Source organism: Lachnoclostridium sp. An14, assembly GCF_002160755.1.
Taxonomy (GTDB): Bacteria; Bacillota; Clostridia; order Lachnospirales; family Lachnospiraceae; genus Lachnoclostridium_A.
This window is the reverse complement of the sequence record NZ_NFLE01000043.1, coordinates 1-24,377: the sequence shown is the minus strand read 5'-3', so window position 1 is coordinate 24,377 and position 24,377 is coordinate 1. Positions and strand designations below refer to the sequence as shown.

General features: G+C 59.6%; 17 protein-coding genes and 1 pseudogene. 6 read left to right on the top strand and 12 right to left on the bottom strand.

Features of this window, described 5'->3' with window-relative positions:
• Nucleotide 1 precedes the first annotated feature (1 nt).
• Complete coding sequence (locus tag B5E84_RS17540) at nt 2–3,139, top strand: EAL domain-containing protein (RefSeq protein ID WP_087225365.1); 3,138 nt, start codon at nt 2–4, stop codon at nt 3,137–3,139.
• A 246-nt stretch (nt 3,140–3,385) separates the two neighbouring features.
• Here the strand turns inward: B5E84_RS17540 and B5E84_RS17535 are convergent, their stop codons facing one another.
• The 8 genes from B5E84_RS17535 to B5E84_RS17495 all read right to left on the bottom strand — a co-directional run bounded on the left by B5E84_RS17535 (nt 3,386) and on the right by B5E84_RS17495 (nt 9,971).
• A complete protein-coding gene (locus B5E84_RS17535) occupies nt 3,386–4,474 on the bottom strand; it encodes a type IV pilus twitching motility protein PilT (protein WP_330374298.1) in 1,089 nt (362 codons plus the stop codon).
• Nucleotides 4,471–4,866 (bottom strand): hypothetical protein, encoded by a 396-nt coding sequence (locus tag B5E84_RS17530; RefSeq protein ID WP_087225361.1) that lies wholly within the window; start codon nt 4,864–4,866, stop codon nt 4,471–4,473. The genes B5E84_RS17535 and B5E84_RS17530 overlap by 4 nt, the downstream gene beginning before the upstream one ends.
• 8 nt (nt 4,867–4,874) lie before the next feature.
• Nucleotides 4,875–5,276, bottom strand: a complete 402-nt coding sequence (locus B5E84_RS17525) for a hypothetical protein (RefSeq protein ID WP_087225358.1) — start codon at nt 5,274–5,276, stop codon at nt 4,875–4,877.
• On the bottom strand, nt 5,273–5,938 hold the full coding sequence (locus tag B5E84_RS17520; RefSeq protein ID WP_087225355.1) for a DUF4860 domain-containing protein: 666 nt from the start codon (nt 5,936–5,938) through the stop codon (nt 5,273–5,275). Before B5E84_RS17520 ends, B5E84_RS17525 begins: the two co-directional genes overlap by 4 nt.
• The gene (locus tag B5E84_RS17515) at nt 5,935–6,279 is read right to left on the bottom strand and encodes a hypothetical protein (protein ID WP_087225352.1); all 345 of its coding nucleotides are present in this window, start codon (nt 6,277–6,279) and stop codon (nt 5,935–5,937) included. Before B5E84_RS17515 ends, B5E84_RS17520 begins: the two co-directional genes overlap by 4 nt.
• Before the next feature lie 3 nt (nt 6,280–6,282).
• On the bottom strand, nt 6,283–7,335 hold the full coding sequence (locus B5E84_RS17510; protein WP_087225349.1) for a type II secretion system F family protein: 1,053 nt from the start codon (nt 7,333–7,335) through the stop codon (nt 6,283–6,285).
• Between the two features lie 21 nt (nt 7,336–7,356).
• Entirely contained in the window at nt 7,357–8,265 is a 909-nt protein-coding gene (locus B5E84_RS17505) for a transglutaminase-like domain-containing protein (protein WP_087225345.1), read from the bottom strand.
• A 368-nt stretch (nt 8,266–8,633) separates the two neighbouring features.
• Nucleotides 8,634–9,971, bottom strand: coding sequence for an MATE family efflux transporter (locus B5E84_RS17495; protein WP_087225339.1), 1,338 nt, complete (start codon nt 9,969–9,971; stop codon nt 8,634–8,636).
• Between the two features lie 671 nt (nt 9,972–10,642).
• On the opposite strand from B5E84_RS17495, the gene B5E84_RS17485 reads away from it, so the two are divergent.
• The 4 genes from B5E84_RS17485 (at nt 10,643) to pepD (ending at nt 17,391) form a co-directional block, all read left to right on the top strand.
• Complete coding sequence (locus tag B5E84_RS17485; protein ID WP_087225333.1) at nt 10,643–11,647, top strand: LacI family DNA-binding transcriptional regulator; 1,005 nt, start codon at nt 10,643–10,645, stop codon at nt 11,645–11,647.
• A 519-nt stretch (nt 11,648–12,166) separates the two neighbouring features.
• Nucleotides 12,167–14,149 (top strand): sucrose-specific PTS transporter subunit IIBC, encoded by a 1,983-nt coding sequence (locus B5E84_RS17480; RefSeq protein ID WP_087225330.1) that lies wholly within the window; start codon nt 12,167–12,169, stop codon nt 14,147–14,149.
• 70 nt (nt 14,150–14,219) lie between these two features.
• Nucleotides 14,220–15,719: a glycoside hydrolase family 32 protein gene (locus tag B5E84_RS17475; protein WP_087225383.1), complete on the top strand. Its 1,500-nt coding sequence runs from the start codon at nt 14,220–14,222 to the stop codon at nt 15,717–15,719.
• 211 nt (nt 15,720–15,930) lie between these two features.
• A complete protein-coding gene (gene pepD, locus B5E84_RS17470; RefSeq protein WP_162612889.1) occupies nt 15,931–17,391 on the top strand; it encodes a beta-Ala-His dipeptidase in 1,461 nt (486 codons plus the stop codon).
• A 222-nt stretch (nt 17,392–17,613) separates the two neighbouring features.
• Here pepD and B5E84_RS17465 read toward each other — a convergent pair whose 3' ends face one another.
• Nucleotides 17,614–18,741 (bottom strand): PspC-like choline-binding domain-containing protein, encoded by a 1,128-nt coding sequence (locus B5E84_RS17465; protein ID WP_087225325.1) that lies wholly within the window; start codon nt 18,739–18,741, stop codon nt 17,614–17,616.
• Nucleotides 18,742–18,965: 224 nt separating this feature from the next.
• Here B5E84_RS17465 and B5E84_RS17460 point away from each other — a divergent pair, with 224 nt between their 5' ends.
• Nucleotides 18,966–20,141 (top strand): glycoside hydrolase family 18 protein, encoded by a 1,176-nt coding sequence (locus B5E84_RS17460; RefSeq protein ID WP_087225322.1) that lies wholly within the window; start codon nt 18,966–18,968, stop codon nt 20,139–20,141.
• Here B5E84_RS17460 and B5E84_RS17455 read toward each other — a convergent pair.
• The 3 genes and pseudogenes from B5E84_RS17455 to B5E84_RS17445 form a co-directional block, all read right to left on the bottom strand.
• Nucleotides 20,116–21,576: a M20 family metallopeptidase gene (locus B5E84_RS17455; RefSeq protein WP_087225319.1), complete on the bottom strand. Its 1,461-nt coding sequence runs from the start codon at nt 21,574–21,576 to the stop codon at nt 20,116–20,118. The two genes, B5E84_RS17460 and B5E84_RS17455, sit on opposite strands and share 26 nt — an antisense overlap.
• Nucleotides 21,577–21,662: 86 nt before the next feature.
• Nucleotides 21,663–23,543, bottom strand: coding sequence for an asparagine synthase (glutamine-hydrolyzing) (gene asnB, locus B5E84_RS17450; RefSeq protein WP_087225316.1), 1,881 nt, complete (start codon nt 23,541–23,543; stop codon nt 21,663–21,665).
• A 151-nt stretch (nt 23,544–23,694) separates the two neighbouring features.
• Nucleotides 23,695–24,377, bottom strand: a pseudogene (locus B5E84_RS17445) (citrate transporter); the annotation flags it as partial.

Sequence of the window (24,377 nt, the reverse complement as noted above, 5' to 3'; positions counted from 1 at the left end):
AGTGGACGCAAAGCATAAAAAGGAATCGCCCAATATTCTTGTAATTGTCCTGTTTTGGATCATTGTCATCCTCAGCGGAATTTACGTGAGAAACACTCTGGAAATCCAGAAGGTGACGGAGGAGAGGACAGAGACGTATGTGACAGACATTACGGGACAGATCGCGGACAGCATCAATTTCCGGGTGGAACAGTCTATTCAGGCCATGCGCATGATCCGCAACAGCGCTACGCTGTTTTCCCCTGACCGGGTGGAGACATTTCTGGAGGGGAAACGGAGTTATTTTGATTTTGACGTTTTCTACCTGGCGAAGGACACCACAGACGCGGAAACGTGGATACACAGTATTTATCCGGAGGCAGAGATTAAGCTGGAGGGCCGGGCCGGGGAGGTGCAGCTGATCGCGGTTCCGGCGGAGGGGAGCCTGGTCTATTTCGTCAGCGGCGAGGCAGATGAAACGCCGGGCATCCTGGTGGGAATCAAAAAGAGCGATGCCCTCATGGAGCTGATGCAAAACGACAGCCTGGACGGAAAAGGCCGGCTGTTTACCATTTCCGGCGACGGGACTGTGATCAATACGCTGGTGCAGACGAATTTCTTCGATATTATTGAAGAAAAAAAGGAGCAGCTGAGCGAGGAGAACAAGAAAATTTTCAGCCAGATGGAGCAGGCTGTAAAAACGGGCGGAGATGGCGGGATGATCGAGTACCGCACCATAGCGGGAGAGGATCAGATCCTGTGTTATCTGCCGTTAAACTATTCCGATTGGTACGTAGTCGCGTTTATCGAGTCAGATATTATCAGCGCCGGGGTGGACGCCATCACCATGCGGAATATCCTGTTGGCGCTGGCCGCGGTGGGGCTTATGGGCATCGTGATGCTCATCACGACCTGGCGGCAGAAAAACATACAGGGAAAGCTGGAACACCTGGCCTATGTGGATCCGGTGACAGGAGGGCAGAATCTGAACCGCTTCAAGCAGCAGGCGGAGAAAATGGTGGAAGAACAGGCGGAGAAATACGTGCTGGTCTCCATGGACGTACAGGATTTTAAACTGATAAACAACGTGTACGGCGTGGAGGAGGGCGACCGCACCTTGGCCTACCTGTACCGTGTGCTGGAGAAGGGTCTGGAACCGGGAGAAATCCTGGCCAGGGGCAGCGCGGACGTGTTCTATCTATTTCTGGAACGGCAGGAGCGGGAGGCATTAATCCGGCGGCTGGAACACGTCTATACCGAGGTCAACCGCTTTAACGAGGGGCGGGACGATTCCTATTACCTGGAACTGCGGTTCGGCATTTACGAGCCGGAGGCTGGGGAAACGGACATTTCCCGCATGGAGGAGCGGGCCAATATCGCCAGAAAGAGCCAGAACGGCAGATCCAGGATCCTGTTTGGGTTCTACGACAGGAACCGCAGCCGGGAAGTGATAGAGGAGAAGGAACTGGTATACAGCGTGGACAACGCCATCGCCAACGGGGAGTTTCTCGTATATTTCCAGCCAAAGGTGAATCTGGAGCGGATGCAGGTGGCGGGAGCGGAGGCGTTAATCCGCTGGAACCATCCCCAGAGAGGGATCCTTGCTCCCGGCCTGTTTGTGCCGGTGCTGGAAAAATACAGGATGATCAGTCGTCTGGATATGTTCGTGTTCGAGGAGGTGTGCCGCACGCTGGCCAGATGGAGAGCCGAGGGCCGGGAGCTGTGCGGGATCTCGGTCAACATTTCCAGACAGCATTTTGACGCCCCCGATTTTCTGCGCACCTGCAAAGAGCTGTGCAGCCGCTACGGCGTTTCCCCGGAGCTCATTGAACTGGAGCTGACGGAGACGATCTTCCTGGAAAATCCCCAGGAGGTGAAGTCCAGCATTGACCGGATCCATGCGGCCGGGTTCCGGTGTTCCCTGGACGATTTCGGCACAGGGTATTCCTCCCTGGGGCTGTTAAACGACCTGAACGTAGATGTGATCAAGCTGGACCGCGTCTTTTTCATCGGCGCCAATGACAACCAGAGGGGCAGGAATATTGTGGAGACCATCCTGCGGCTGGCGGAACAGCTCCACATCGACACGGTGGCGGAGGGCATCGACAGCCCCGCCCAGGCAGAGTATCTGCGGCGGTCGGTGTGCGGGATGATTCAGGGCTATGTGTTCTTTAAGCCCATGCCGGTGGAGGAGTTTGAAAGGGAGGCGTATCAGGGGATGAGCCTGCGGTACGTGTCCCTCCAGGCGGAGACGGAGAGAGAAGGGGAAATCGACGTTGATCTGGAACGGAAGGCCACATTCGATCCCACCAGGGAGATTATGACCTTCCTCTACTTCCCGGAGGAAGACCAGGTGATCTTTTCCGCCCTGTTTTCCCCGGTTCAGGAAGGCCGCTACGTCATAAACGGGGCCAGGAAATGGTTCGGCAGCTCCGGCTTTGTCCATGAGGAGGACAGGCCCGCCTTCCTGAAAATGCTGAGAACCGACGGGAACGAGGCTCCCTGGATGGAAAACACCCTGCGGTTTTTGGTGGGGCAGGAGCGGTATGAATGGCTGGAGATTTACCTCAAACGGGATATTTCCTCCCGGGAACGCGCCAACGTGATCACCGGTGTCCTGACCAACATGGGAGAGTGGCAGGCGGAGCTGGACCGCTGGAAGGAGCAGGCCAGCCGGGACGCCCTCACAGGTCTTTACAACCGGGCGTTTTTTGAGAGCTGGGTGAGCACCAGCTTAGACAGCGGCAACCTGGAGCGGGGAGCGCTGATCTTTATCGACGTAGACGATTTTAAAAATATCAACGATACCCTGGGCCATCTGGCCGGGGACGAGATCCTGAAAGGGATTGCCCAGAAGATCCTGGGCGTGTTCCGCAGGACGGACGTGGTGGCCCGGTTCGGCGGGGACGAGTATGTGATCTTCGTGCCCTCCGTAAGCCGGAACATCCTGGTGGCCAGGCTGGAACAGCTCTGCCAGGTATTCCGGGAGCCCTACGTCAGCGGAAATATGACGTATTTCGTAGCCGCCAGCATCGGCGCCTCCTATTATCCGGACGATGGCCGGGACTGCCGTGTCCTCCTTGCCAACGCGGACAAGGCCCTCTACGAGGCCAAGCGGCGGGGCAAAAATCAGTATGTACTGTACGAGCCGGGAATGTGACCCGAAAGGCGAAACCGGAAAATGGGGACCAAAGCCGGAACAGAGAATAAAGGCAGGAAAATAGAACAGCAAAAGAAAAGCAAAGCAGGAGGCGTGAGCCCGGTGAGATTCCGGCCATGCCTCCTGCTTTGCTTTTGCTTTTTATCTGGATGTTATGTCATAATGCCATGCCATAGGAAAGGGCCATAGGAGGGGCGCTCCCTGGCCCTCCCTATGACAGGAAAACCTCCGGCGGGAGCCGCCTCTCTAGCGCAGCCGCAGCTGCATCTGCTCGCTGTCCTGGCTGTAGGTGATGGCGGTGTCCTTGGAAATGGCGCCGTCCCGGTACAGCTTTAACAGGCTGTTGTCCATGCTCACCATGCCGGATGCCGCTCCGGTAGCGATCACGTTGTCGATCTGGTGGATCTTGGATTCCCGGATCAGGTTGCGGATGGCCTTGTTTAAAAACATCAGCTCAAAGGCCGGGGTCAGCCGGTTGTCCAGGGTGGGCACCAGCTGCTGGGACACCACCGCCTGGAGCACCATGGACAGCTGGACCCGGATCTGCTGCTGGGCATTGGCCGGGAAGATGTCGATGATGCGGTCGATGGTATTGGCCGCTCCCGTGGTGTGCAGGGTGGAAATGACCAGATGGCCGGTTTCCGCCGCCGTCATGGCGATGCGGATGGTCTCGTAATCCCTCATTTCCCCTAAGAGGATCACGTCCGGGGCCTGGCGCAGGGCCGCCCGCAGGCCGTCCACGTAGCTGTCCGTGTCCAGGCCGATCTCCCTCTGGGTTACCACGGACTTCTGGTGGCGGTGGAGGAACTCGATGGGATCCTCCAGGGTGATCACGTGGGCGTTTTTCGTCTGATTGATGCGGTCGATGATGCAGGCCAGGGTGGTGGACTTTCCGCTGCCGGCAGGGCCGGTCACCAGCACCAGTCCCTTGGAGAGGCCGGACAGCCCCATGATGGACTCCGGGATGTGGAGGGATTCCGGGGAGGGCAGGTCAAACCGCACCAGGCGGATGACGGCCGCCAGGGAACCTCTCTGTTTCATCACGCTGGCCCGGAAACGGGACAGCCCCTTGATAGAGAAAGAGAAGTCATCGTCCCCCGCCTCCAGCACCTTTTTCATGGTGCGGCCATTGGTGAGGGCGTAGATGGCGTTGATGTACTGGTTCATTTCCTCCGGAAAGATTTTCCGCTCGTCGATGGCCTCGATCTGTCCGTGGAGCTTAAAGGCCACCGGCATACCGGGAATCAGGAAGATGTCGGAGGCATCCTGTTCCACTGCCGATGTGAGGAGCGCTGTGAGCTGCTCCAGTTTTTCCTGGTTTAAGGGTTCCATCATGGGTTTACCGCCTCCATTTCTCCCTGCCATACAGGCAGGCTGTCGTCGATTTCCAGGACCTCGTTGTTGATGACCTGGTAGGAGAGGAGCTCAAAGGTCTCCCCGTCCACGGCCACGGAAAGGGTCTGGGAGTCGGAGATGGGAAATTCCTGCTGCAAAATCCCCTCCGAAACTGCCCCCTCCTGTTTCAGGCTGTGGAGCCATTTCTGGGCCTTGGAATCCGCCTGGTAGTAGGCGGTGACGGCCTCCGCGTTCCGCTGGACGGACGCGTAGCTCTGGCGGGCGGAATTGACGCTTAAAAGGGCGAATACCGACAGGCAGAGCACGATGAAAATAAAGATAATGGATGAAATTCCAATGTTGATAAATGTTCTTGAGCGATTCTGTTCCATGGCCCCTCCTAACTGAAATCCCGGTCCGCGCTCAGCCGGTAAAGCTCTTCGCCCCCGGCGGAGATGACGGTGATTTCCATGTGCACCAGGCCGTTGTCCCAGGTCTCCGTCACCTGGGCGGTGGCGTAGGCGTGTTCCGGGGATTCCTGGCGGTTCCAGTCGGAGTCAAAGGAGATGGTGTAGCTTTCCGTGCCGTCCGCCGTGTTCCCGTCGGGGAGAACGGTCTCCACGATGGTCTGGGCGGCGTTTACAGAGGCGGAAATGTCCTCCGCCGCGGCGCTTAACCGGCCGGCCTTCAGAAATACCAGCACGAACACGCAGGCGGCCACCGCGAAGAACCCGCACACAAAGGTGAGCTCCATGAGCAGGCCGTGGGAGCGGAAGGAGAGACGGTGATTTTGTGAACTCATAAGATGCCTCCTTCCTCAAGGATGGTGACGGTTTCCGGAGAGGGAGCCATTTCCCCGTCCGGGCCGGCGGCGTTTTCAGGAAGGGCCGTTTCCAGATCGGTTTCCCTGTCCGCTGGGGAAAGGGAGCCGGTTTCTGCCGCCGCCTCTCCGCACATCAGACGGATATAGGAAGGCTCCCGGCTGTCCAGGCGCAGGGAGAGAAGGCGGACCTCCCGTCCCATTTCCCCGGTCCCGTCCTCTGTGAGGATCTGAAAGGCCGCGTCGCCGCACTCCATCACCGGAATGCCGTCTGCCAGGGTCAGGCCGCTGTCTCTGGAGGTAAAGAGCTCCATGAGCCACCCGTCCCGGGCATAAATATAGGTTTCGTATACGGTGTCCGCCGTGGAAAGCTCCCCGTCAGCGATGCAGAGGACGCTCACCCCTTCCATATCCCGGACGGAGATCTGTCCCGCCCGGTCGGCCTGGCGAACCTTGTTTTTGATGTAGGATACGGAGGTATCCCTGGTGAAAATGGCGTTGTCCTTATCCTGGATGTTGGCGTACACCCGGCTGCCGGTCATGATGGTGAACAGGGCGCAGAGCACAAACACCAGAAAGAGCAGAAGGGAAAACAGGGAGCCGAGCCCGGAAAAGGCTGTACTCCGGCTGGAAGATGATTTCATAGGCGTTCCTCCTCGCTCTCAAGGGGGATCACGGTGATGTCCGGCATCAGATTGGAGGCGAAACCGTCGTAAAATACGGCGTACTTCTCCTCGTCCACCACAATCCCGTAATGTTCCTTCAGATAGTCCACGCTGGGCGGATAGCGGCCCTCGATGGCGTAGCACTGGACGCTGGCCCGCCGGATGGCGTTTTCCAGGATGTCAAGCTGCTCCCCGGCGGTCCGTCCGGAGACGGAGCGGACGCAGATGAGAAACGCCGCCAGCACCGCCGCTAAAAGGACGGCGGAGAGGACGGTTCCCGGCAGGGAACGCTTCTGTTTTACTGGTTCAATATGTAGCATAGATTACACTCCGATCGTAGAAAGAATGCCCGCAAGGGGGAGCATGACAGCTAAGAGCACCAGGCCCACGGCCACGGCAAGGACAGCCACCACAGCCGGTTCCAGCATGGAGATCATCTTCTCAATACTGTCCTGGGATTTCTGGGCGTAGTCCCCGGCCAGGGAATCTAACACCGTGTCCAGCTGTCCCGCCCGGGAGCCGGTGCGCAGCATCTGCAGGTCAAATCCGGTGAAGATGTCCGTCTTTTTCACCGCCTCGTAAAAGTCGGAGCCGGAGGCCACATCCTCCCGCACCGCCTGGAGCTTTTTCGCCAGGGACTCGCTTTGCACCAGTCCGGCGGCGATGTCGATGCCTTCCTCCGTCCGCAGCCCGCTTTTCATGCTGAGGGAAACGGCGGAGCAGAGGCGGCGCAGGGACGCTGCCTTCGCCACGGAGGAGTGGTTCTGAAAACTTTTATAGATGGCCTGGACAAAGGCGGGCTGTCTGCCGAAACGGCCGGAAACAGCCGCGAAGGCCATCACCACCGCGGCGGCAGCGGCCAGGATGAGGGCAGCTCCGGAAAAGATGCTGCCAAACTCCATGGCGGCCTGGGCCGCGTCGGGGATGGAGGTGCCCAGGGATTCGTACACCCCGGTGAACACCGGCATGACCTTGGAGAACAGGACAAACAGGATGATGAGCAGCATGACCACCATCATGGCCGGATAGGTGACGGCCTTGCGCAGGTTCTCGGAAAGGTAGTATTCCTGCTCGTAGTGGGATGCCAGGCTTTCCATGCAGACATCCAGGTTTCCGGTGGTCTCTCCCAGGCGGGTCATGTGGATAACGTACTCCGGGAAGGCGCCGCTTTTGGCCAGGGAGGCGCTTAAGGGCTCTCCCAGGCGGAGCTGTTCCGCCATGGAGAGAAGGCGCTGTTTCTCCCCGTCATTTTCCCCGTCCTCCGCCATGGCCTCCAGTCCCTCGTAGAGGGGAACGCCTGAGCGGATCAGGATGGAGAGCTGGGTGCAGAAACGGGAGAGGACAAGCCCCTGATAGGTTTCAGTTTTTTTTGACATAATCGGTTCCTCCGCAATGTATTAATATGAGAATCTGGTCCGGTAATTGCTGCCGTTTCCAATGTAGTCCATGATGGCGGCGCTTCGCTTTCCGTTGGAGGCGAAGGTGGGGTCCATCAGTTTCCAGGCGTTGCCGTCGAAGTAGATCACATTGTCCACCCAGCCGCTGGCCTTGGTGTAGACGGAGATCCAGGCGTGGTAGACGGAGCCGGAATAGCCCACCACCAGCTTGGTGGGGACGTCCTCTGCCCGCAGCATGGAGGTCATGAGGGCGGCGTAATCAAAGCAGATGCCCTTTTTCTTTGCCAGGACGCTGTCCACATCCGGCAGGTAGCCGCTGGAAACGGTGGCGGCCAGGTTGGTGTCGTAGGAAATATTGTCCACCACCCAGTTGTAGACGCCGGCCACCTTGGCCAGCTCGTCCGCCGCGTCCTTCGTCAGCTCATCCGCCAGGGGCACCACCGCGGAGGACGCGGAAAAGTTGCAGAACTGGTTGGGATAGAGGAAGGGGGACAGTTCGCTGGAAAGCTGCACGGAAACCGCCTGGCTGAAGGCCTGGGAATACTGGTTTCCGCTGATGTTCTCAAACACCTTGATGGTGTAGGTCCCGTTTCCCTCGGAAAAGGGGAATACCTCGTAGTTTCCGGAGGAATTCAGGTTGTAGGTATAAGTCTCCACGCCGTCTTTTGAGATCTGCACCTTGATCTTCGGGTTGCTGCCGGTGTATTTTACCATCACATAGCCCTCCGAAATGTTGGAGGCGTCGATGGTCACCCGGCTGTTCCCGTAGGTGACAGCCCCGGATGCCGTGGGCGTCCGGACGTTGGCGGCGGAGGCGGAAATGCCGGCACGGCAGCTAAACAGCACCAGTAGCAACAGCAACAGGCACGCCGTGCGCAGGGATTTCCCGTTCATCGCTCGTGTAAGCATGGCTCACTCCTTTTTTTGTGATAATGATATGAAAGCGTGTGCGAAACGGCGCACACTCGCGCCGGTGCGCGGCTGCGCCAGCAGCCAATTTCCTTTGCGCGTAGTGCGCCTCCCGCCGGAGGCTTTTGTGTCATAGGGAACGCAGTTTCCTCTGACATGAAAAATGCCGCAGGACCCGAACTGTTCGGATCGCTACGACATCATTATAGGTTGCGGGGACAGTTCCTGCAAGTCTTTTTCGCATTTATAAGGAAGAAAGGCAGTTTTTTCCAGGTTTTTGCCAGGAAAAAGACGGTTTTCTTCCTTTTTTGTCATGGGAGGCTGCGTTTCCGATGGCAAAAGCCTCCGGCGCAAAGCCTGCCCGCGCTTTAGCCCCGGTAGACCCGTTTCCACGTCCCGGTGCGGTACTGGAAAAAGGAGATGGCCCAGTTGAGGAACCAGCCGATGGGCACCGCGTACCAGACAAAGGCGATGCCGAAACGGGGGGCAAAGGCCATGGCCACTGCCACCCGCACCGTCAGGTTTGTCAGGTTGGCCACCGTAAACATTTTCATATCTCCGGCGCCCCGCAGAAGGCCGTCCACCGCCATCTTAAAGCCGATCAGGCAGAAGAAAAATCCCATGAAAACCAGGTAGCCCTGTCCCGTCTCCATGGCCACGGCGGTGCCGTCCTCCCCCAGAAACAGGGAGATGAGCTGCCTGGGGAACAGCTCCAGCACCAGAAGGATGAGGACGGCGCAGAAGATGACCAGCTTGTTGGCGGCGCGGTAGCCCTCCGTGACCCGGTGCTGTTTTCCGGCGCCGATGTTCTGGGCGGTGTAGGAGGACACGGCGTTTCCGATGCCGCTCATGGGGACGACGCAGATGGACTCGATGCGCATGGCCGCGGAAAATCCCGCCAGGGCCTCGGAGCCGAACCCGTTTACCACGGACTGCACTAACGTCATGCCGATGGAGACGGTGGACTGCTGCAAAATGGAGGGCAGGGAAATTTTCATCATGGGAAGGAGTTCCTCTCTGGCGAACCATTTTCCCCGCTCTCCCTCCATGGAGCGGAACTGGAGCAGCAGCACCAGGAAGGAGAGCACCGCCGAGATGCCCTGGGCGATGAGGGTGGCCCATGCCGCTCCCGCCACCCCCATGTGGAACCGGGTCACCAGGACCAGATCCAACGCGATGTTAAAGACGGAGGAAAATATCAGGAAACCGAGGGGGATCTTCGATTTTCCCAGGGCGTTGAACATGGAGGACAGCACGTTGTACATAAAGAGGAAGGGCAGTCCCAGAAAATAGATGTTCAAATACTGGGCCGCCATATCAAACACGTCCGCCGGCGTGTTTAGGGCCGCCAGGATGGGGCGGGAAAATAACAGCCCGAACCCTGCCAGAAACAGGCTCACCAGCAGGAACACGGTGAGGGCGGTGTAGGCCGCCGCCTTCATCCGGCCGTACTTTTGGGAGCCGAAATACCGGCTGACGATGACGGAGGAGCCGATGCCGCCTCCGATGGCGACGCAGATGAAAATGTTGGTGAGGGAGTAGGACGCCCCCACAGCCGCCAGGGCCTGTTCCCCTACGTAGCGGCCCACGATGGCGGAATCGGCCATGGTGTAGGTCTGCTGGAATAAGTTTCCTATGATAATGGGCAGGGAAAAGAGCACCAGGGCGTTTAAGGGTTTTTTCTGAATGAGATAATCACGGTCCATAAGGGTTCGCCTCCTCGGTGTGACAGGTTGTTTGGTTCATATCTATCATGCCTCCTTTTTTCTCGTTTAACAGGAAACTTCGTTTCCAGTTAAACAAGAATGCTCCGCAAGGAGGCGCACTCCGCGCAGAGGAATATGGCTGCTGGCGCAGCCGCGCTCCGGCGCGAGTGTGCGCCAAGCGCACACTTTTTTATCCATCCCCGGGAGCCGGGGAAAATCCGTTCGGCCGCGGGCCACCGGCGCGGCGTTGGCTTAAACAAAATAGCACTGGAAGGCGGGGCTGTCAATCCCCGTTTTTTGCCGCGGGAACCTTTGGGGGCTGCGGCGGAAAGGCTTTGGCGAGGGCGAATTCCGACAGGGGAAACGGACGGCCGGGCTGGCCGGGGTGGACGGTCCGTTTTCTGTGGGAGCCGGGCCGGGGAAAAGGGGAAACGCTTTGCGGGAGCTTGGCTTGGAGCGTCCGGTCCGGGAGGTGTTTTTCGGAAGATTTCCAAAAGATTTCCGTAGGTTTCCACAAGTTTGTGTGCGGTTTTGCGCGTGGTTTTGCGTGGGAACGGGCGAAAGGGATTCTCACCGCCTCCGTTTTGTGCTATACTGTCCCTATGTACTTGAGGCACCGGTTCCAGTGTGAAAACAGAGCATAGCGGGCCGGGAAAGGAGAGAAGCGAATCATGGCAAAGGTTACCATGGCAGACATTGCCCACATGGCGGGGGTGACAAAGAGCACCGTTTCCCGGTATTTCAACGGGGGCTACGTGAAGGAGGAGACCAGGGAGAAGATCCGGCGGGTGGCGGAGGCCCACGGCTATGAGCCGAACGCCTTCGCCAGGCTGAAGGCCAGGGAGAGCAACGTGATCGGCGTGGTGGTGCCTTCCTTAAATTCCAAGATCAGCAGCCGGGTGATCACCAGCATCGACCGCTACCTGCGGTCGGAGGGGTATGAGACGCTGATCAAAAACTCCGATCACGACATCCAGCTGGAGCTGAAAAATATCCAGCGCCTGATGAGCCTGAACGTGGACGGCATCCTGTTAAGCTCCATCTCCATTGTGGAGGAACACAGGGAGCTTTTGGAGAACAGCGCCGTGCCGGTGGTGGTCCTGGCCCAGGAGTACGGAGGCGGAATCTCCGTGGTGGATGACGATTACGAGGCCGGCTTTGCCATGGGGCGGTATGTGGGGGCGGCGGGCCCGAAACATCCCGCCTATCTGGGAGTCTATGAGAAGGACGCGGCCGTGGGCGTGATCCGAAAGAAAGGGGTTCTGGACGGCCTAAAAAGCTGCGGCCTGGAAAACGTGCGGGTGCTCACCGGGGACTACAGCTATGAGAGCGGCCAGGAGATGACGGACCGGCTGCTGCGGGAAGGGCCGGCGGACGCCATCATCTGCGCCACGGACCGCCTGGCCTTCGGGGCCTACCGGATTTTGGCAAGCCGTGGGCTTTCCATTCCGGACGATGTGTCTGTGGCGGCCTTCGGCGGCTACGGCGAGAGCTCCCTGCTGTCGCCGGAGCTGACCACCATCAAATTTGACTCCTACGCCGTGGGCTATCTGGGGGCGGAAACCCTGCTGAAAATCATCCGTGGGGAACCGGTTCCCAAAAAGCAGGTGGTGGGATTCCGGCTGATCGAGGGCGGAAGCGTGAAACGGCCGCGGGAGAAGAAACCCGTTCTCTGATAACGCGGGCAGATTACGGAGGGACTCACAGGCGAAAATCGCAAGGGAAAATCGCAGGGGGAACCCATAGGCGAAAATTACAAGGGAAAATCGCAGGGGGAACTCGCAGGTGAAAATCACAGGGGAAAATCGCAGAGGGAACTCGCAGGTGAAAATCACAGGGGAAAATCGCAGAGGGAAATCACCAGGGGAGATCACAGACAAAAAACACAAGGGAAAATCACCGGCATAAATCATGGGTAAAAATCACCGGCGTAACTCACAGCAAAAATCACAGCGAAATTACAGGCGTACTCATACGTGAAAATGCACGCGGATCAAAAGGGTTTTCGCCGAAAGGGAAAAAGGATCAGGCTGATTTGTGAAAAATAGACAAAAAATCAGCCTGATTTTTGTTAACTAAAAATGGCACCGGTTCCATAAAAGCTATTGATTTTTGCGAGGAAAAGGTATATATTAAGCATATGGAACCGATACCACAAAAGAACGAGGAAAATGAAAAGAAGGAGGAGTATTTTTATGGATTATGCAAAAGTTGCCGGCGAAGTCATCCGGCTGGTAGGAGGCCGGGAAAACATCCGCTCCGTAGCGCACTGCGCCACCAGGCTCCGTCTCCAGCTGCGGGACAACAGCCTGCGCAATGAGGAAGCCATCAGCGATCTGGAAGGAGTGAAGGGCGTATTTCTGACCCAGTCCCAGTTTCAGATTATCTTCGGCTCCGGCACGGTAAACCTGGTGTGCGCCGAGGTGCAGAAACAGCTGGGGAACCTGGACGAGAGCGCCCGGGCCGGAGAACCGGAGGAGGAGAAAAAGGGAAATGCCGTGCAGCGGTTTGTCAAGCTGCTCAGCGATATTTTCGTCCCCATCATCCCTGCCATCGTGGCGGGAGGTCTGCTCATGGGCTTAAACAACCTGCTCACCTCCAATCTGATCCACGGGCAGTCCATCATTGCCCTCTACCCCCAGTGGGCGGGGCTGGCTACGGCCATCAACCTCTTTGCCAGCGCCCCCTTCACCTTCCTGCCGGTGCTCATCGGCTTCAGCGCGGCGAAGAAATTCGGCGGAAACCCCTTCCTGGGAGCGGCCATGGGCATGATTATGGTCCATCCCGACCTGATGAGCGCTTATCAGATCGGAGTGGGAGAGCCGGCGGTGTGGAACGTGTTCGGCCTGGAGATCGCGGCCATCGGCTATCAGGGGACGGTGCTTCCCGTGCTGGCGGTGTCCTGGATCCTGGCAAATATCGAAAAGCGTCTCCATCGGGTGACGCCCTCCTGGCTGGATAACCTGACCACGCCCCTGATTTCCATCCTGGTGACCTCCTTCCTGACCTTCATCCTGGTGGGGCCGGTGATGCGGGAGGCCGGCAATCTGCTGGCCGCGGGGATCACCTGGCTTTACAACTCCCTGGGAGCTGTGGGCGGCGCCGTGTTCGGCCTGATCTACGCCCCCATCACCCTGACGGGAATGCACCACAGCTTTATCGCCATTGAGACCCAGCTGATCGCGGAGAGCGCCACCACCGGCGGCAGCTTTATTTTCTCCACCGCCAGCATGAACAACGTAGCCCAGGGCGCGGCGGTGCTGGCTGTGCTGATGCTTACAAAGAACGAGAAGATGAAATCCATCTGCTCCGCGTCTGGAATTTCCGCCCTTTTAGGAATCACCGAGCCGGCCATGTTCGGCGTGACCCTGAAGTTAAAATACCCCTTCTACGCGGCCATCATCGGATCTGCCGTGGGAAGTGCCTACCTGGCGATGACAAAGACCCTGGCCCAGGCCCTGGGCGCCGCCGGCCTGCCTGGCTTTATCTCCATGAAACCGGACCACTATCTGCAGTTTGCCATCGGTCTGGTGCTGTCCATGGGCGTTTCCTTCCTGCTGACGGTGATTCTGTGGAAGAAGAACCACCTGGAGGAGGAGCCGGCGGGAACGGCAAAGAAGGCCGCTGTGTACGCAGAGCCGGAAACAGTGGAAACCATATCTGGCGCGGCGGCAGAAACGAAAAACGCCAAAGCCCAGGAGACGGCCGGAGAGGCCCCTGCCGCGGAGGAAGTGCTGTACGCTCCCATGGCGGGAGAGATCCTTCCCGTATCCCAGTCTGAGGACGAGGCCTTTGCCTCCCGCGCCCTGGGAGACGGAGTGGCCGTAAACCCCACAGACGGGACGGTGTGCGCCCCCTGCGACGGCACTGTGAGCATGATCTTCCCCACCTGCCACGCCGTGGGCCTGACCACGAAGGCGGGGACGGAGGTGCTGATCCACGTAGGCATCGACACCGTAAAGCTGGACGGCGACGGTTTCCAGTCCTTTGTGAAACAGGGAGACGAGGTGAAAACCGGGGATGTGCTGGTAAAGGCGGATCTGGAGAAAATCCGCGCCGCCGGCTACAGCACCCAGACCATGATGATCCTTCCGGAACTGGAGGACGCCTCTGTGGAGCCCCGTCCGGCTGCCGCCGCCAAGGCGGGAGACCCGGCGGTGGTGATCCGCCGGTCATAAGGCAGGCGGACCGCGGGGGGAAATATGCAGCCGGAGCGCGGCTGCGCAGACAGGAGGACTGTGCGTGAAAATTGAAAAATACCATAAAGTGACGAGAGAGGACTATGAGCGGTGGTATGAGGAAAACCAGGCGCTCAGGGAGCAGGTGGGGCGGGAGCCCCACCGCCTCCGCTACCATCTGATGCCGGAGACCGGCTGGGTGAACGATCCCAACGGCCTGGTGGAGGTGGACGGGACGTACCACATTTATCACCAGTACGATCCCTTCGGGGCCGACGGGGCCATCAAGCTGTGGAACCACTGTACCACCAGGGATTTCCTCCACTATGAGGACCTGGGGCCGGTGCTGTTTCCCGACCACGATTTCGATGCCCACGGGGTGTACTCCGGCTCCGCGTTTTCAGAGGATGGGGTGATCCACTATTTTTACACGGGAAACGTGAAGTATTTTGACCGGCCGGATTACGACTACATCACCGCCGGACGGGGCAGCAACACGATCCACATGACCAGCCGGGATGGGCAGCATTTCACGGAAAAAGAGCTTTTGATGACCACGGCGGACTATCCGGACGACATCAGCTGCCATGTGCGGGATCCCAAGATTTTAAAGCATGAGGGCCGCTACTATATGGTACTGGGGGCCAGGGATTTAGAGAGCCGCGGGCTGGTGCTGGTGTACCGCTCGGAGGATCTGAAACACTGGACATACTGTTCCAGAATCTCCACCAGAGAGCCTTTCGGATATATGTGGGAGTGCCCGGATCTGTTTTTCCTGGACGGGGAGCTTTGCCTCATCAGCTGTCCCCAGGGAGTGCCGCGTGAGGGGATCGAGTACGAGAACGTCCACCAGAATACTTTCATGTGTATCGACGGGGATTTTGAGAACGGCCGCTTTTTGGTGAAGGAGACGCCGGTGTTCCAGGCGGTGGACCGGGGATTTGACTTTTACGCCCCCCAGACCTTTTTAGACGGGCGGGGGCGGCGGATCCTCATCGGATGGATGGGGATTCCGGAGGCCTCCTACGAAAATCCCACGGCAAAGGACGGCTGGCAGCACGCGCTGACGCTGCCCAGGCAGCTGCACGTGAAGGACGGCGTTCTCTATCAGGAGCCCCTGGAGGAATTGAAGGAGCTGCGCCGGGAGCGTTGGCGGTTCGCGGACGGGGAGCAGCTGAATGTGGCCGGAGAGCTGTTAAGACGGTCTCTGGGGCCGGTGTTTGAGGCGGAATTTCAGTTTTCCGGCTGTACCTCCATGGAGCTGCAGCTACGGGCAGGCACCCGGCTCTCCCTGGAAAACGGCGTGTTAAGCCTTTCCATCCAGGAGGGCGGGTTCGGCCGGGATACGCGCCACGGGGCAGTAAAGGAGTTTCGCAGGCTGCGGATCTTTTCCGACGTCTCCTCCCTGGAGATCTTCGTCAATGACGGGGAGATGGCCTTTTCCACCCGTGTGTACGCCGACTGCGGACAGGAGGAGCACGAGGGCGGATACCTGGCCTTTTCCGGAAACGGCAGCATGGAAGGGACGGTGTACGGCCTGGCGGATCTTCAGGTGAAACGCCGCCGTTAGACCCTTTAGCCTGGAACCAGTCCCAGCCGTCCTTTGGAGGAGAGGAAAAGCGGTCTGGATGTCCCGGGGAACCGGTTGCGGCCCGTTTTCGGAAAGGCGGCTGAAAAGCGGCAAAACCTCCAAATCCGGTTGAGCCGGAAGCGGAAACCTGCTATAATATCTTCCATACGGTTCCGCGCTCTGCCGCGGAGAAAGGGAGGTAATGCTTGAGATGAATTACATTACAAAAGGGTACGAGCCGGAGGACGCGCTCCGGTATTTTGAGGAGATTTCCGCCATTCCCAGAGGATCCGGGAACGAGGGGGCGGTGGCAGACTACATCTGCCGGTTTGCGGAGGAGAGAGGCCTGACCTACCACCGGGACAAGGTTCACAACGTGATCGTGAAAAAGCCCGGCTCTAAGGGCTGTGAACACCTGCCGGCGCTGATGCTCCAGGGCCACACGGACATGGTCTGCGTGAAACTGCCGGGCAGCAGCCACGACTTTACGAAGGATCCCCTGCAGCTGGAGATCAAGGACGGCTGGCTCACCGCGAAGGACACCACCCTGGGGGCGGATGACGGCATGGCCTGCGCCTATATGCTGGCGTTCCTGGCAAAGGAGGACTACGTCCATCCCCCGCTGGAGTGCGTGTTTACCAGCATGGAGGAGATCGGGCTTTTGGGGGCTATGGAGATCGACGCCTCCCTTCTCACCGCCCGCCGCATGATCAATATGGACGGCGGGGCATCCCTGGAGCATGAGTCCATGGTGTCCTGCGCAGGCGGACAGGTCTACAATTTCCGCCGCACGCCGGCCTGGGAGAAGGCGGACGGAGAGGCGGTGAGACTGACCATCGACGGCCTTTTAGGCGGCCACTCCGCGGCGGTGATGCACCTGGGCAGAGGAAACGGCTTGAAGCTGATGGCCAGGATTCTGGCGGCCATCGCGGCGAAAATGCCCCTGTCCTTAGCCTCCTTTACCGGCGGGGCGAAGATGAACGCCATCGTCAGCGAGGCGAAGGCGGTGGCCGTGGTTCCCGTGGGAAAAGCGGCGGAGGCCATGGAGCTGGCTAAGAATCTGGCGGAGGAGATCAAGGCAGAGCTTTCCGTCAGCGATCCCGGGTTCCGCTTTGCCTGTGAGTGGGCGCAGGCGGATCAGGTGATGACGGCGGAGGATTCCCGCGCCCTGATCACCTTCCTTCAGCTCCTTCCCAACGGCGTCCGCGCCATGAGCCAGGAGATGGAAGGCCTGGTGGTCTGCTCCAGCAACGTGGGCATTCTCGCCATGGACGGAGACACCATCGACATCTGCGACTGCATCCGCAGCTCAGAGGACAGCCTGAAGGTGGAGATTTCCGCGGAGATGGAAACTCTGGCCGGGCTGCTGGGCTTTGAGCCGGTGAAAGGAATCTGCTTTGGCGGCTGGAAATACGACCCGTCCTCCAAGCTGCGCGCCCTGTGTGACAGACGGTTCCAGGAGATGTTTGGACGGAAGATGGAGTTTGGCGCCACTCACGGCGGCCTGGAGTGTGGAGAGTTCAAGGCGAAAATCCCGGATCTGGACATTATGTGCGTGGCTCCCGCCTGCAAAGAGGCCCACACGCCGGAGGAGAGTATGGATCTGGCGTCCTTTGAGCGGATTTACAACTACCTGTTGGCGGTGTTTAAAGACCTCTGCGAGGAGCCGTAAGGCCGGAAGGAAAGGCGAAAGCCGGAATAAAATAAAGGGATGAAAAGGCCTCTGCCGCGGCGTTTGCGTTTGCCGCGGCAGGGGCCTTTTGAAATGTGTCCGGCGGAGATGTGCGCCGCGCGGAGAAACAGAGCTGCTGAGGCAGCCGCTCTCCGGCGCGGGTGTGTGCTGCTGTCCACATTAATCATTCATCATCATAAAGAAAAAGAAACATCCCATTGTCTACCGGATCCGCGCCCCGTCCGGGCCCACCAGTTTGCCGTCAGGGGTGACGCAGTTGACGTACATGGCGCCTCTGGTGCCGTCACTCACCGGATTTAAGTAGTATTCTTTCCCATATACGCTGATCCAGCCCGTTTTCATGGCGCCCCTGGTGCCGTCGCTGACGGTGTTCATATAGTACCAGCGGCCGCCGTCCAGAACCCAGCCGGTGGCCATGGCCCCGTAGGTGCCGGTGGGATTTAAGTAGAACCAGTTGGTGCCGTCAAAAAACCATCCCGTGACCATCCGGCCCGTCCCGTCAAAATAAAACCAGTCTCCGTTTAAAAACTGCCAGGAATTGGCGGCGTAGGCCCCGTTTGGCAGCCGCAGGAACCAGTCGTTTCCGGAGGGGACCCAGGTGTAGGAGGAGGCGCCGGGATAGGAGGCGTCAGAGTAGGGATCATAGTAGTAGTCCCCCAGAGGATCGTCGAAATACCAGGAGCCGGAGTCCTCCCACTCGCCTTTGTCGGAGGAGTTCGCGGCCACCGCCCGTACCCGGAAATAATAGTCTCCCGGACGGTCGATCATGGAGCTGAAATCATACTCCGTATCGGAGGTGCTGAGGGTCTGGCTGTAGGACTTGTCGTTGCGGTACAGGCGCACCTCGTAGTGGTGGGCGCCGGGGACCTCGTCCCAGTAGCCGTAGCCGTCCTCGTCCAGATCGGCTCCGCCCACATTGTCCAGCTCCACCTCCAGGCCGTCCAGCCGCAGGGTGAGAACCAGGGTCTCCCGGTCGTCCCTTGTGGTGCGTCCGGTGCAGCGGGCGTCCACGCCGGAGAGGTTCACGTCGCTGTTGGAGGATACGGAGAAATAGTATCCGCTGCGGGCGTACAGCTCCACCTTGAAAATGGGGATGGAGGCCGTGTTGGAATTGTTCAGATACCAGTCGCCTACGCGGTATTCCTCGTCCGGGGTGGAGAGTTGCAGGGTGATGTCCTCATTCCAGCCGTCGTTGCGGTCGCCCTGGATGTAGAGGTTTACATAGTCGATGGGGGTGCGGGTTTCCGCCGCCTGGGCGCCCGCGGCAGAGAGCCCTGCCAGTAACAGGGAAATGGCAAACAGCCGTTTCCAGATTCCTTTCCGTTTCATAATATCCCTCCTGTGCAATTTTGCTGTGTTTCACAGGAAACAGCGTTTCCTATGAGATGATTTATCTGTCTTTATCCTATCATTTTTGCAATTTCCAGTCAATTAAAACCCGAAAATCCGAAAAATTTTCCGACAATTCCAGGGTTTCGTCTGCTGTGCGGCGGGAGGAATGAAGGGCGGGGCGGCGTCATATGGTGTTATGACAGAGAAAGGAGTGAAATGGTATGGAAATTTATGTTGTCCGGGCCGGAGATACCATCTGGGGCATAGCGAGACGGTTCGGAGTGCCTTTGGAACAGCTGATGTGGGATAACCAACTGGAGTCTGACATCCCTCTCATGGTGGGGCAGGCGCTTTTGGTGCGCACGGGAATGGCCCAGCCGGGGCGGCCGGTGATCTCCATCGGCTACGCCTACCCCTTTATTCAGACGGAGGTGCTGGAGGAGACCTTGTGCTATCTGACGGATGTGTATGTGTTTTCCTACCGGTTTGACCGGGAGGCCAGGCTCATCGGGCCGGATACCCCCGACGACAGGATCCTGGAGGAGATTGCCGCCAGAAACGGCAGTCCCGTGCTGGTGCTGTCCTCCCTGGATGAAAACGGCAGCTTTGACCGGGAGCTGCTCTCCTGGTTTTTAAACGACAGCGCCGCCCAGGAATCCATCATCCGCCAGGTGGAGGAAACGGTGCTGGAAAAGGGGTACCGGGGTGTGGATGTGGACTTTGAGTACGCGAAACGGGAGGACAGTGAGAAACTGGCCGCCTTTGTGGCCGACCTGCGCCAGGTGATCAACGCCCTGGGCTATCCGGTGTCGGTGACCCTGGCCCCAAAGACTTACGACGGGCAGGAGGGCTCCTTATATGAAGGGACGGATTACCGCCTGCTGGGGGAGGCCGCCGACCAGGCTTTGCTTATGACCTACGAGTGGGGGTACAGCAGAGGGCAGCCCATGGCGGTGGCGCCGGTGAATCTGGTGCGCCGGGTGGTGGAGTACGCCGTGAGCCGGATTCCCAAGGAGAAACTGCTCCTTGGAATACCCAATTACGGATATGACTGGCCCCTTCCTTTCCAGCCGGGGGAGACGGTGGCGAGGACTGTGGGAAATGTGGAGGCGGTCCGTCTGGCAGCGGAAACCGGCTCGGAGATCTTTTTTGACGAGGTGGCCCAGACCCCCTATTTCCACTACCGCAGGGACGGGGTGTCCCATGTGGTGTGGTTTGAGGACCCCAGAAGCATCCGCGCCAAGCTGCAGGTGGTGTCGAACTACGGCTTGGCGGGGGTGGGTTACTGGCAGATCCTGCGGATGTTCCGGGCAAACTGGCTGCTGCTGGCGGGAACCTTCGATATTTACCGGAGAAATGAGGGGCAGGGGGCTACCGCTGTTTTCCCGGCTGTATGATCCGGGGCCGCACGCCGGCGGGGATGGGCGGGACGTAGGAGCCGCCGTCCTCGGCGAGCCGGTCTTTTAACTCTGCCTTCGCCGCCTCCAGCACGTCGGGGCGGTGGCAGAGGTCGATGGCGGTGGCGGCCATGATTTTGGCGGCGTAGATCATTCCCTTGTGGGCGATGCCGCTCTTTCCCTGGGCCACCACCTGCCAGGAATGGCCGGGGGAGCCCGCCGCCTGGGTAGTCACGTAGCACTGGACCGTGGGACAGACGCAGCTGACGTCCCCCACGTCGGTGCTGCCGGGCATGACGGCGTCCGTGGGTTCATAGGGCAGAGGCTTTGTGAAAATGGGCTCCTCCTCATCCCAGCCCTCGGCGTGGGCCCGTCCCTTCCGGCTGCCTAGCAGCTCCATGGAGAGCTGGAGGTAGGTTTTCTGTTTGGGTACGGTGGCGCGGATGGCTTTGGCGTAGGAGCGCTCCTCCTCTGTGTACTGGGGGACGGGCAGGGCCTGTACGTTTTCCCACATCAGCTCACAGAGGGTATCGTTGGGAACCAGGTTGGAGCAGGCCTTTACGAAGTCCTCCTCCATGCGGGTGCCGGTCATCTCCGCCGCCCCTCTGGCAATGGCGGTGACTCGCTCGTGGAGCTCCCGCACCTGGATGTTTTTCGGGCTGCGGATGAGGTAGAGGACCTCCGCCTCCGGCTGCACCACGTTGGGGCTGTAGCCGCCGGTGTTGGTGATGGCGTAGTGGACGCGGGCCTCCGGGATCATGTGCTCCCGCAGGAACTGGACGCCCACGTTCATCAGCTCCACCGCGTCCAGGGCGCTGCGCCCTAAATGGGGACAGGCCGCGGCGTGGGCGCTGGTGCCGTGGAACCGGTAGTAGACCTGGCAGTTGGCCAGGGAGGAGCCGCCGAAGACCTGGGTGGAGTCGCCGGGATGCCAGGTGATGGCGGCATCCAGCTCATCAAATACGTGGTCTCTGGCTAAGAAGGCTTTTCCGCTGCCGCCTTCCTCCGCCGGGCAGCCAAAGTAGAGGACGGTGCCGGGAAGGCGGTTTTCCTCCAGATAGGCCTTGTAGGCGGAGGCGGCAGCCAGGGCGCCCGCCCCTAAGAGGTTGTGGCCGCAGCCGTGACCGGCGGGGATGTCCGGCAGGGGCCGTTTTTCACAGCTCCCCGCCTCCTGGCTGAGGCCGGAGAGGGCGTCGTATTCTCCCAGAAAACCGATGACGGGACGGCCTTCGCCCCAGCGGCCCAGGAAAGCGGTGGCGATGCCCGCCAGCCCTCTGGTGACGGAAAATCCTTCTGCCTCCAGCCGGTCACAGAGGATCCTGGCCGCTGTCTCCTCCTGATAAGCCGTTTCCGGGCAGTCCCAGATGGCGTCGCTGTCGGCGCAGAACAGGGCCGCCTCCTGATCAATCCGCTGTAATGCCTGTTGTTTATCCATAAATGTACCTCCTGATGCTGATGTATGATGTTCTATTATAGACCTGCCGCCGCCAAAAGAAAAGCGGTTTGCGGCCGGCGCGGGTACTACAGGATTTCCACGGAGTATTTCCGCAGCCAGTCGTTTAGCTGGAGGACGTAGGCCATCATCTGAGGGGCCGCCATGAGCTGGCCGTACCAGGGGCGGCCGTAGTCCGCCGGGCTTGTGAGGAAACGCTCCGTCTTTTCCCGGTCCAGGAAGGGCAGAATGGGGGCAGTGGAGTCCTCCAGGACGCGGCGCAGGGCATCGGCCAGCATGGTCTCGTAGCCGGTGTCGTAGGTCTTGGGGTAGGGGGATTTCCGGCGGAACAGGATTTCCTCCGGCAGCAGTCCGCGGCCGGCCTCCCGCAGCAGCCCCTTGGCCACCCCGTCCTTGGCCTTCATCTCCCAGGGCACGTTCCACAGGTACTCCACAATGCGGTAGTCGGCAAAGGGCACCCGGGCGGAGAGATGGCCTGCCGCCGCGTCCCGGTCCATGCGGTTTAGCAGGGTCTGCATAAACCAGCGTAAGTTTAAATAGGAGAGAATCCGGCGTTTGCTCTGTTTCCCCGTCTCTCCTGGGAGCAGGGGCGCCTCGGCCCTGGCGGCCTCATAGGCCCGGCGGACGTAGCCTTCCATGTCCAGGCTGGCGGCAAACTCGTCTTTTAAGAGCACTTTTCTGGCGTCCAGATCCACGCTCCAGGGGAAGGTGGGGGCGGAAAACAGTTCCGGCCGGTGGAACCAGGGGTAGCCGCCGAAGATCTCGTCGGCGCATTCGCCGGTGAGGGCCACCCGGTGCCGTTCTCCCACCAGGGAGCAGAAGTAGAGCATGGAGGAATCCACGTCCGCCATGTTGGGCAGGTCGTGGGCGTCCACGGAGTGGAACAGGGCGTGGAACTGCTCCGCGGATCCGCAGGTGAGGACCCGGTGGTCGGAGTCTAAATATTCCACCATTTTCGCCGCGTAGGGGGCGTCTAAGGACGGCTGGTAGGAGGAGGCCTGGAAAAATTTCTCACTGTCTTTAAACTCAAAGGAGTAGGTGGCAAGCTGCCGGTTCTTCTTTTTCAATTCCCTGGCGCAGATGGCGGACACCAGGCTGCTGTCCACGCCGCCAGAGAGGAAGGTGCAGACGGGGGCCTCGGCCTCCAGCTGCCGTTTGACCGCGTCTTCGATGAGGCAGGCGGTATTCTCCACCGTTTTCTCCAGGCTGTCCTCATGGGGACGGCTCTCCAGAGTCCAGTAGGGAAGGGACTGTTTCCCCTCCGGGGAGACGCGGAGGAAATGGCCGGGCAGAACCTCTGCCATTCCCTGGAACACGGCCTTTCCGGGGGTTCTGGCGGGGCCCAGGGAAAAGACTTCGTTTAAGCCCTCCGTGTCCAGCCTGGCGGTGACGCCGGGGTAGGAGAGCAGGGCTTTTATGGCGGAGGCAAAGAGAAAATCCTCCCCCGCCTCGGTGTAAAATAGGGGCTTTACTCCCAGGCGGTCCCTGAACAGGTAGAGGGTGTTTTTCGGCTGGTCGTAGATGGCGGCCGCGAACACGCCGTTGACCCGGCGGATGAAATCGGGGCCGCAGTTTACATAGCCGGCTAAGAGCACCATGCCGTCGCTCCAGGGGCCGTTTCCCGGAAGGGCTGCGGAAAACTCTGTTTCCAGCTCTTTTTTGTTGTAGAGCTCTCCGTCCATCACCAGGGCGAAGGAGGCCTCGCCCCGGCGGAGAAACACAGGCTCATGGCCCAGGCTCACCCCCAGGATGTGCTCCGGGGACGGGCCCAGGCCGGAGACGGCCAGCCTGGTCTGGGATAGTCCGCAGTGGGCGGACAGATAGGTGCCGCTGTCGTCAGGGCCGCGGCCCCGAAGCCTGCGGTTGAAACGGGTGAGCAGGTTGTGGCGGTATTCCTCCCGCTCCATGAAATTTTTCTCTGGATGGTAAAATCCTGCGATGCCGGACATATAAAAGACTCCTTTCCGATAAAATGGATGGTCAGAAGGTTGGGAGGGGCGCCGTTTTGCCGCGGGAAGCGGCGGCGCTCCGGGGGCACGTGTTTGCACAGTCTGCAAAATGAGGAACGGGCACGGGGATGTTCTGTCTGTAACTCGTTCCTTATAAAAGGAAACAGGCCAGGATAAATACGGCCGCGAACCCCAGGCACACGGGGATGAAGTTCTTTCTGGCTAACTCCATAGGGCTGACGCCGCAGATGGCCGCTACCGGGATGATGCCCCAGGGGACGATGGTTCCGCCGCCCACAAAGATGGCCGCGATCTGTCCCAGGGAGGCCAGCACCGGCACGGACGCCCCCACGGCGGAGCCGAAGGTGGCAGCCAGGGAACCGGTGAGGGGCAGGCCGGAGAACCCGGAGCCGTCCAGGCCGGTGAGGCCGCCGACGATCAGCTCCAGGGCCGCGGCCATGTATTTGTTTAAGGGGGCATGGTGGGCCAGCCAGACGGCCCAGTCCGTCATGATGCCGGAGGTTTCCGCCGTTCCCATGATGGTGGAAATGCCCTCGCCGCCCAGGAAGAAAAAGGCGCCGATGACCACCACCGGGGCGAAAATGCGGATGGCAAAGAGGAACCCGTCCGTAAGATAATCGGTGATCCGCTCCAGGCAGTCCCTTCCAAAGCCTAAGAAGGCCCCGGCGCACATGAGAATCACCGCCGTGCCGGACACCATGCTGGTGGCCTCGCCGCCGTTTACGTGGAAGAACACCATAAACAGGATGTCAGCCAGGAAAGCCAGGGGCGTCAGCACCGCCAGGATCACCGCGGGGCGGGACGGACGGGGGC

What these genes read in the sequence shown, in the direction of transcription:
- B5E84_RS17535 (WP_330374298.1), bottom strand. Translation starts at nt 4,474, where the DNA reads ATGATGGAACCCTTAAACCAGGAAAAACTGGAGCAGCTCACAGCGCTC.
- B5E84_RS17530 (WP_087225361.1), bottom strand. Translation starts at nt 4,866, where the DNA reads ATGGAACAGAATCGCTCAAGAACATTTATCAACATTGGAATTTCATCC.
- B5E84_RS17525 (WP_087225358.1), bottom strand. Translation starts at nt 5,276, where the DNA reads ATGAGTTCACAAAATCACCGTCTCTCCTTCCGCTCCCACGGCCTGCTC.
- B5E84_RS17520 (WP_087225355.1), bottom strand. Translation starts at nt 5,938, where the DNA reads ATGAAATCATCTTCCAGCCGGAGTACAGCCTTTTCCGGGCTCGGCTCC.
- B5E84_RS17515 (WP_087225352.1), bottom strand. Translation starts at nt 6,279, where the DNA reads ATGCTACATATTGAACCAGTAAAACAGAAGCGTTCCCTGCCGGGAACC.
- B5E84_RS17510 (WP_087225349.1), bottom strand. Translation starts at nt 7,335, where the DNA reads ATGTCAAAAAAAACTGAAACCTATCAGGGGCTTGTCCTCTCCCGTTTC.
- B5E84_RS17505 (WP_087225345.1), bottom strand. Translation starts at nt 8,265, where the DNA reads ATGCTTACACGAGCGATGAACGGGAAATCCCTGCGCACGGCGTGCCTG.
- B5E84_RS17495 (WP_087225339.1), bottom strand. Translation starts at nt 9,971, where the DNA reads ATGGACCGTGATTATCTCATTCAGAAAAAACCCTTAAACGCCCTGGTG.
- B5E84_RS17485 (WP_087225333.1), top strand. Translation starts at nt 10,643, where the DNA reads ATGGCAAAGGTTACCATGGCAGACATTGCCCACATGGCGGGGGTGACA.
- B5E84_RS17480 (WP_087225330.1), top strand. Translation starts at nt 12,167, where the DNA reads ATGGATTATGCAAAAGTTGCCGGCGAAGTCATCCGGCTGGTAGGAGGC.
- pepD (WP_162612889.1), top strand. Translation starts at nt 15,931, where the DNA reads ATGAATTACATTACAAAAGGGTACGAGCCGGAGGACGCGCTCCGGTAT.
- B5E84_RS17465 (WP_087225325.1), bottom strand. Translation starts at nt 18,741, where the DNA reads ATGAAACGGAAAGGAATCTGGAAACGGCTGTTTGCCATTTCCCTGTTA.
- B5E84_RS17460 (WP_087225322.1), top strand. Translation starts at nt 18,966, where the DNA reads ATGGAAATTTATGTTGTCCGGGCCGGAGATACCATCTGGGGCATAGCG.
- B5E84_RS17455 (WP_087225319.1), bottom strand. Translation starts at nt 21,576, where the DNA reads ATGGATAAACAACAGGCATTACAGCGGATTGATCAGGAGGCGGCCCTG.
- asnB (WP_087225316.1), bottom strand. Translation starts at nt 23,543, where the DNA reads ATGTCCGGCATCGCAGGATTTTACCATCCAGAGAAAAATTTCATGGAG.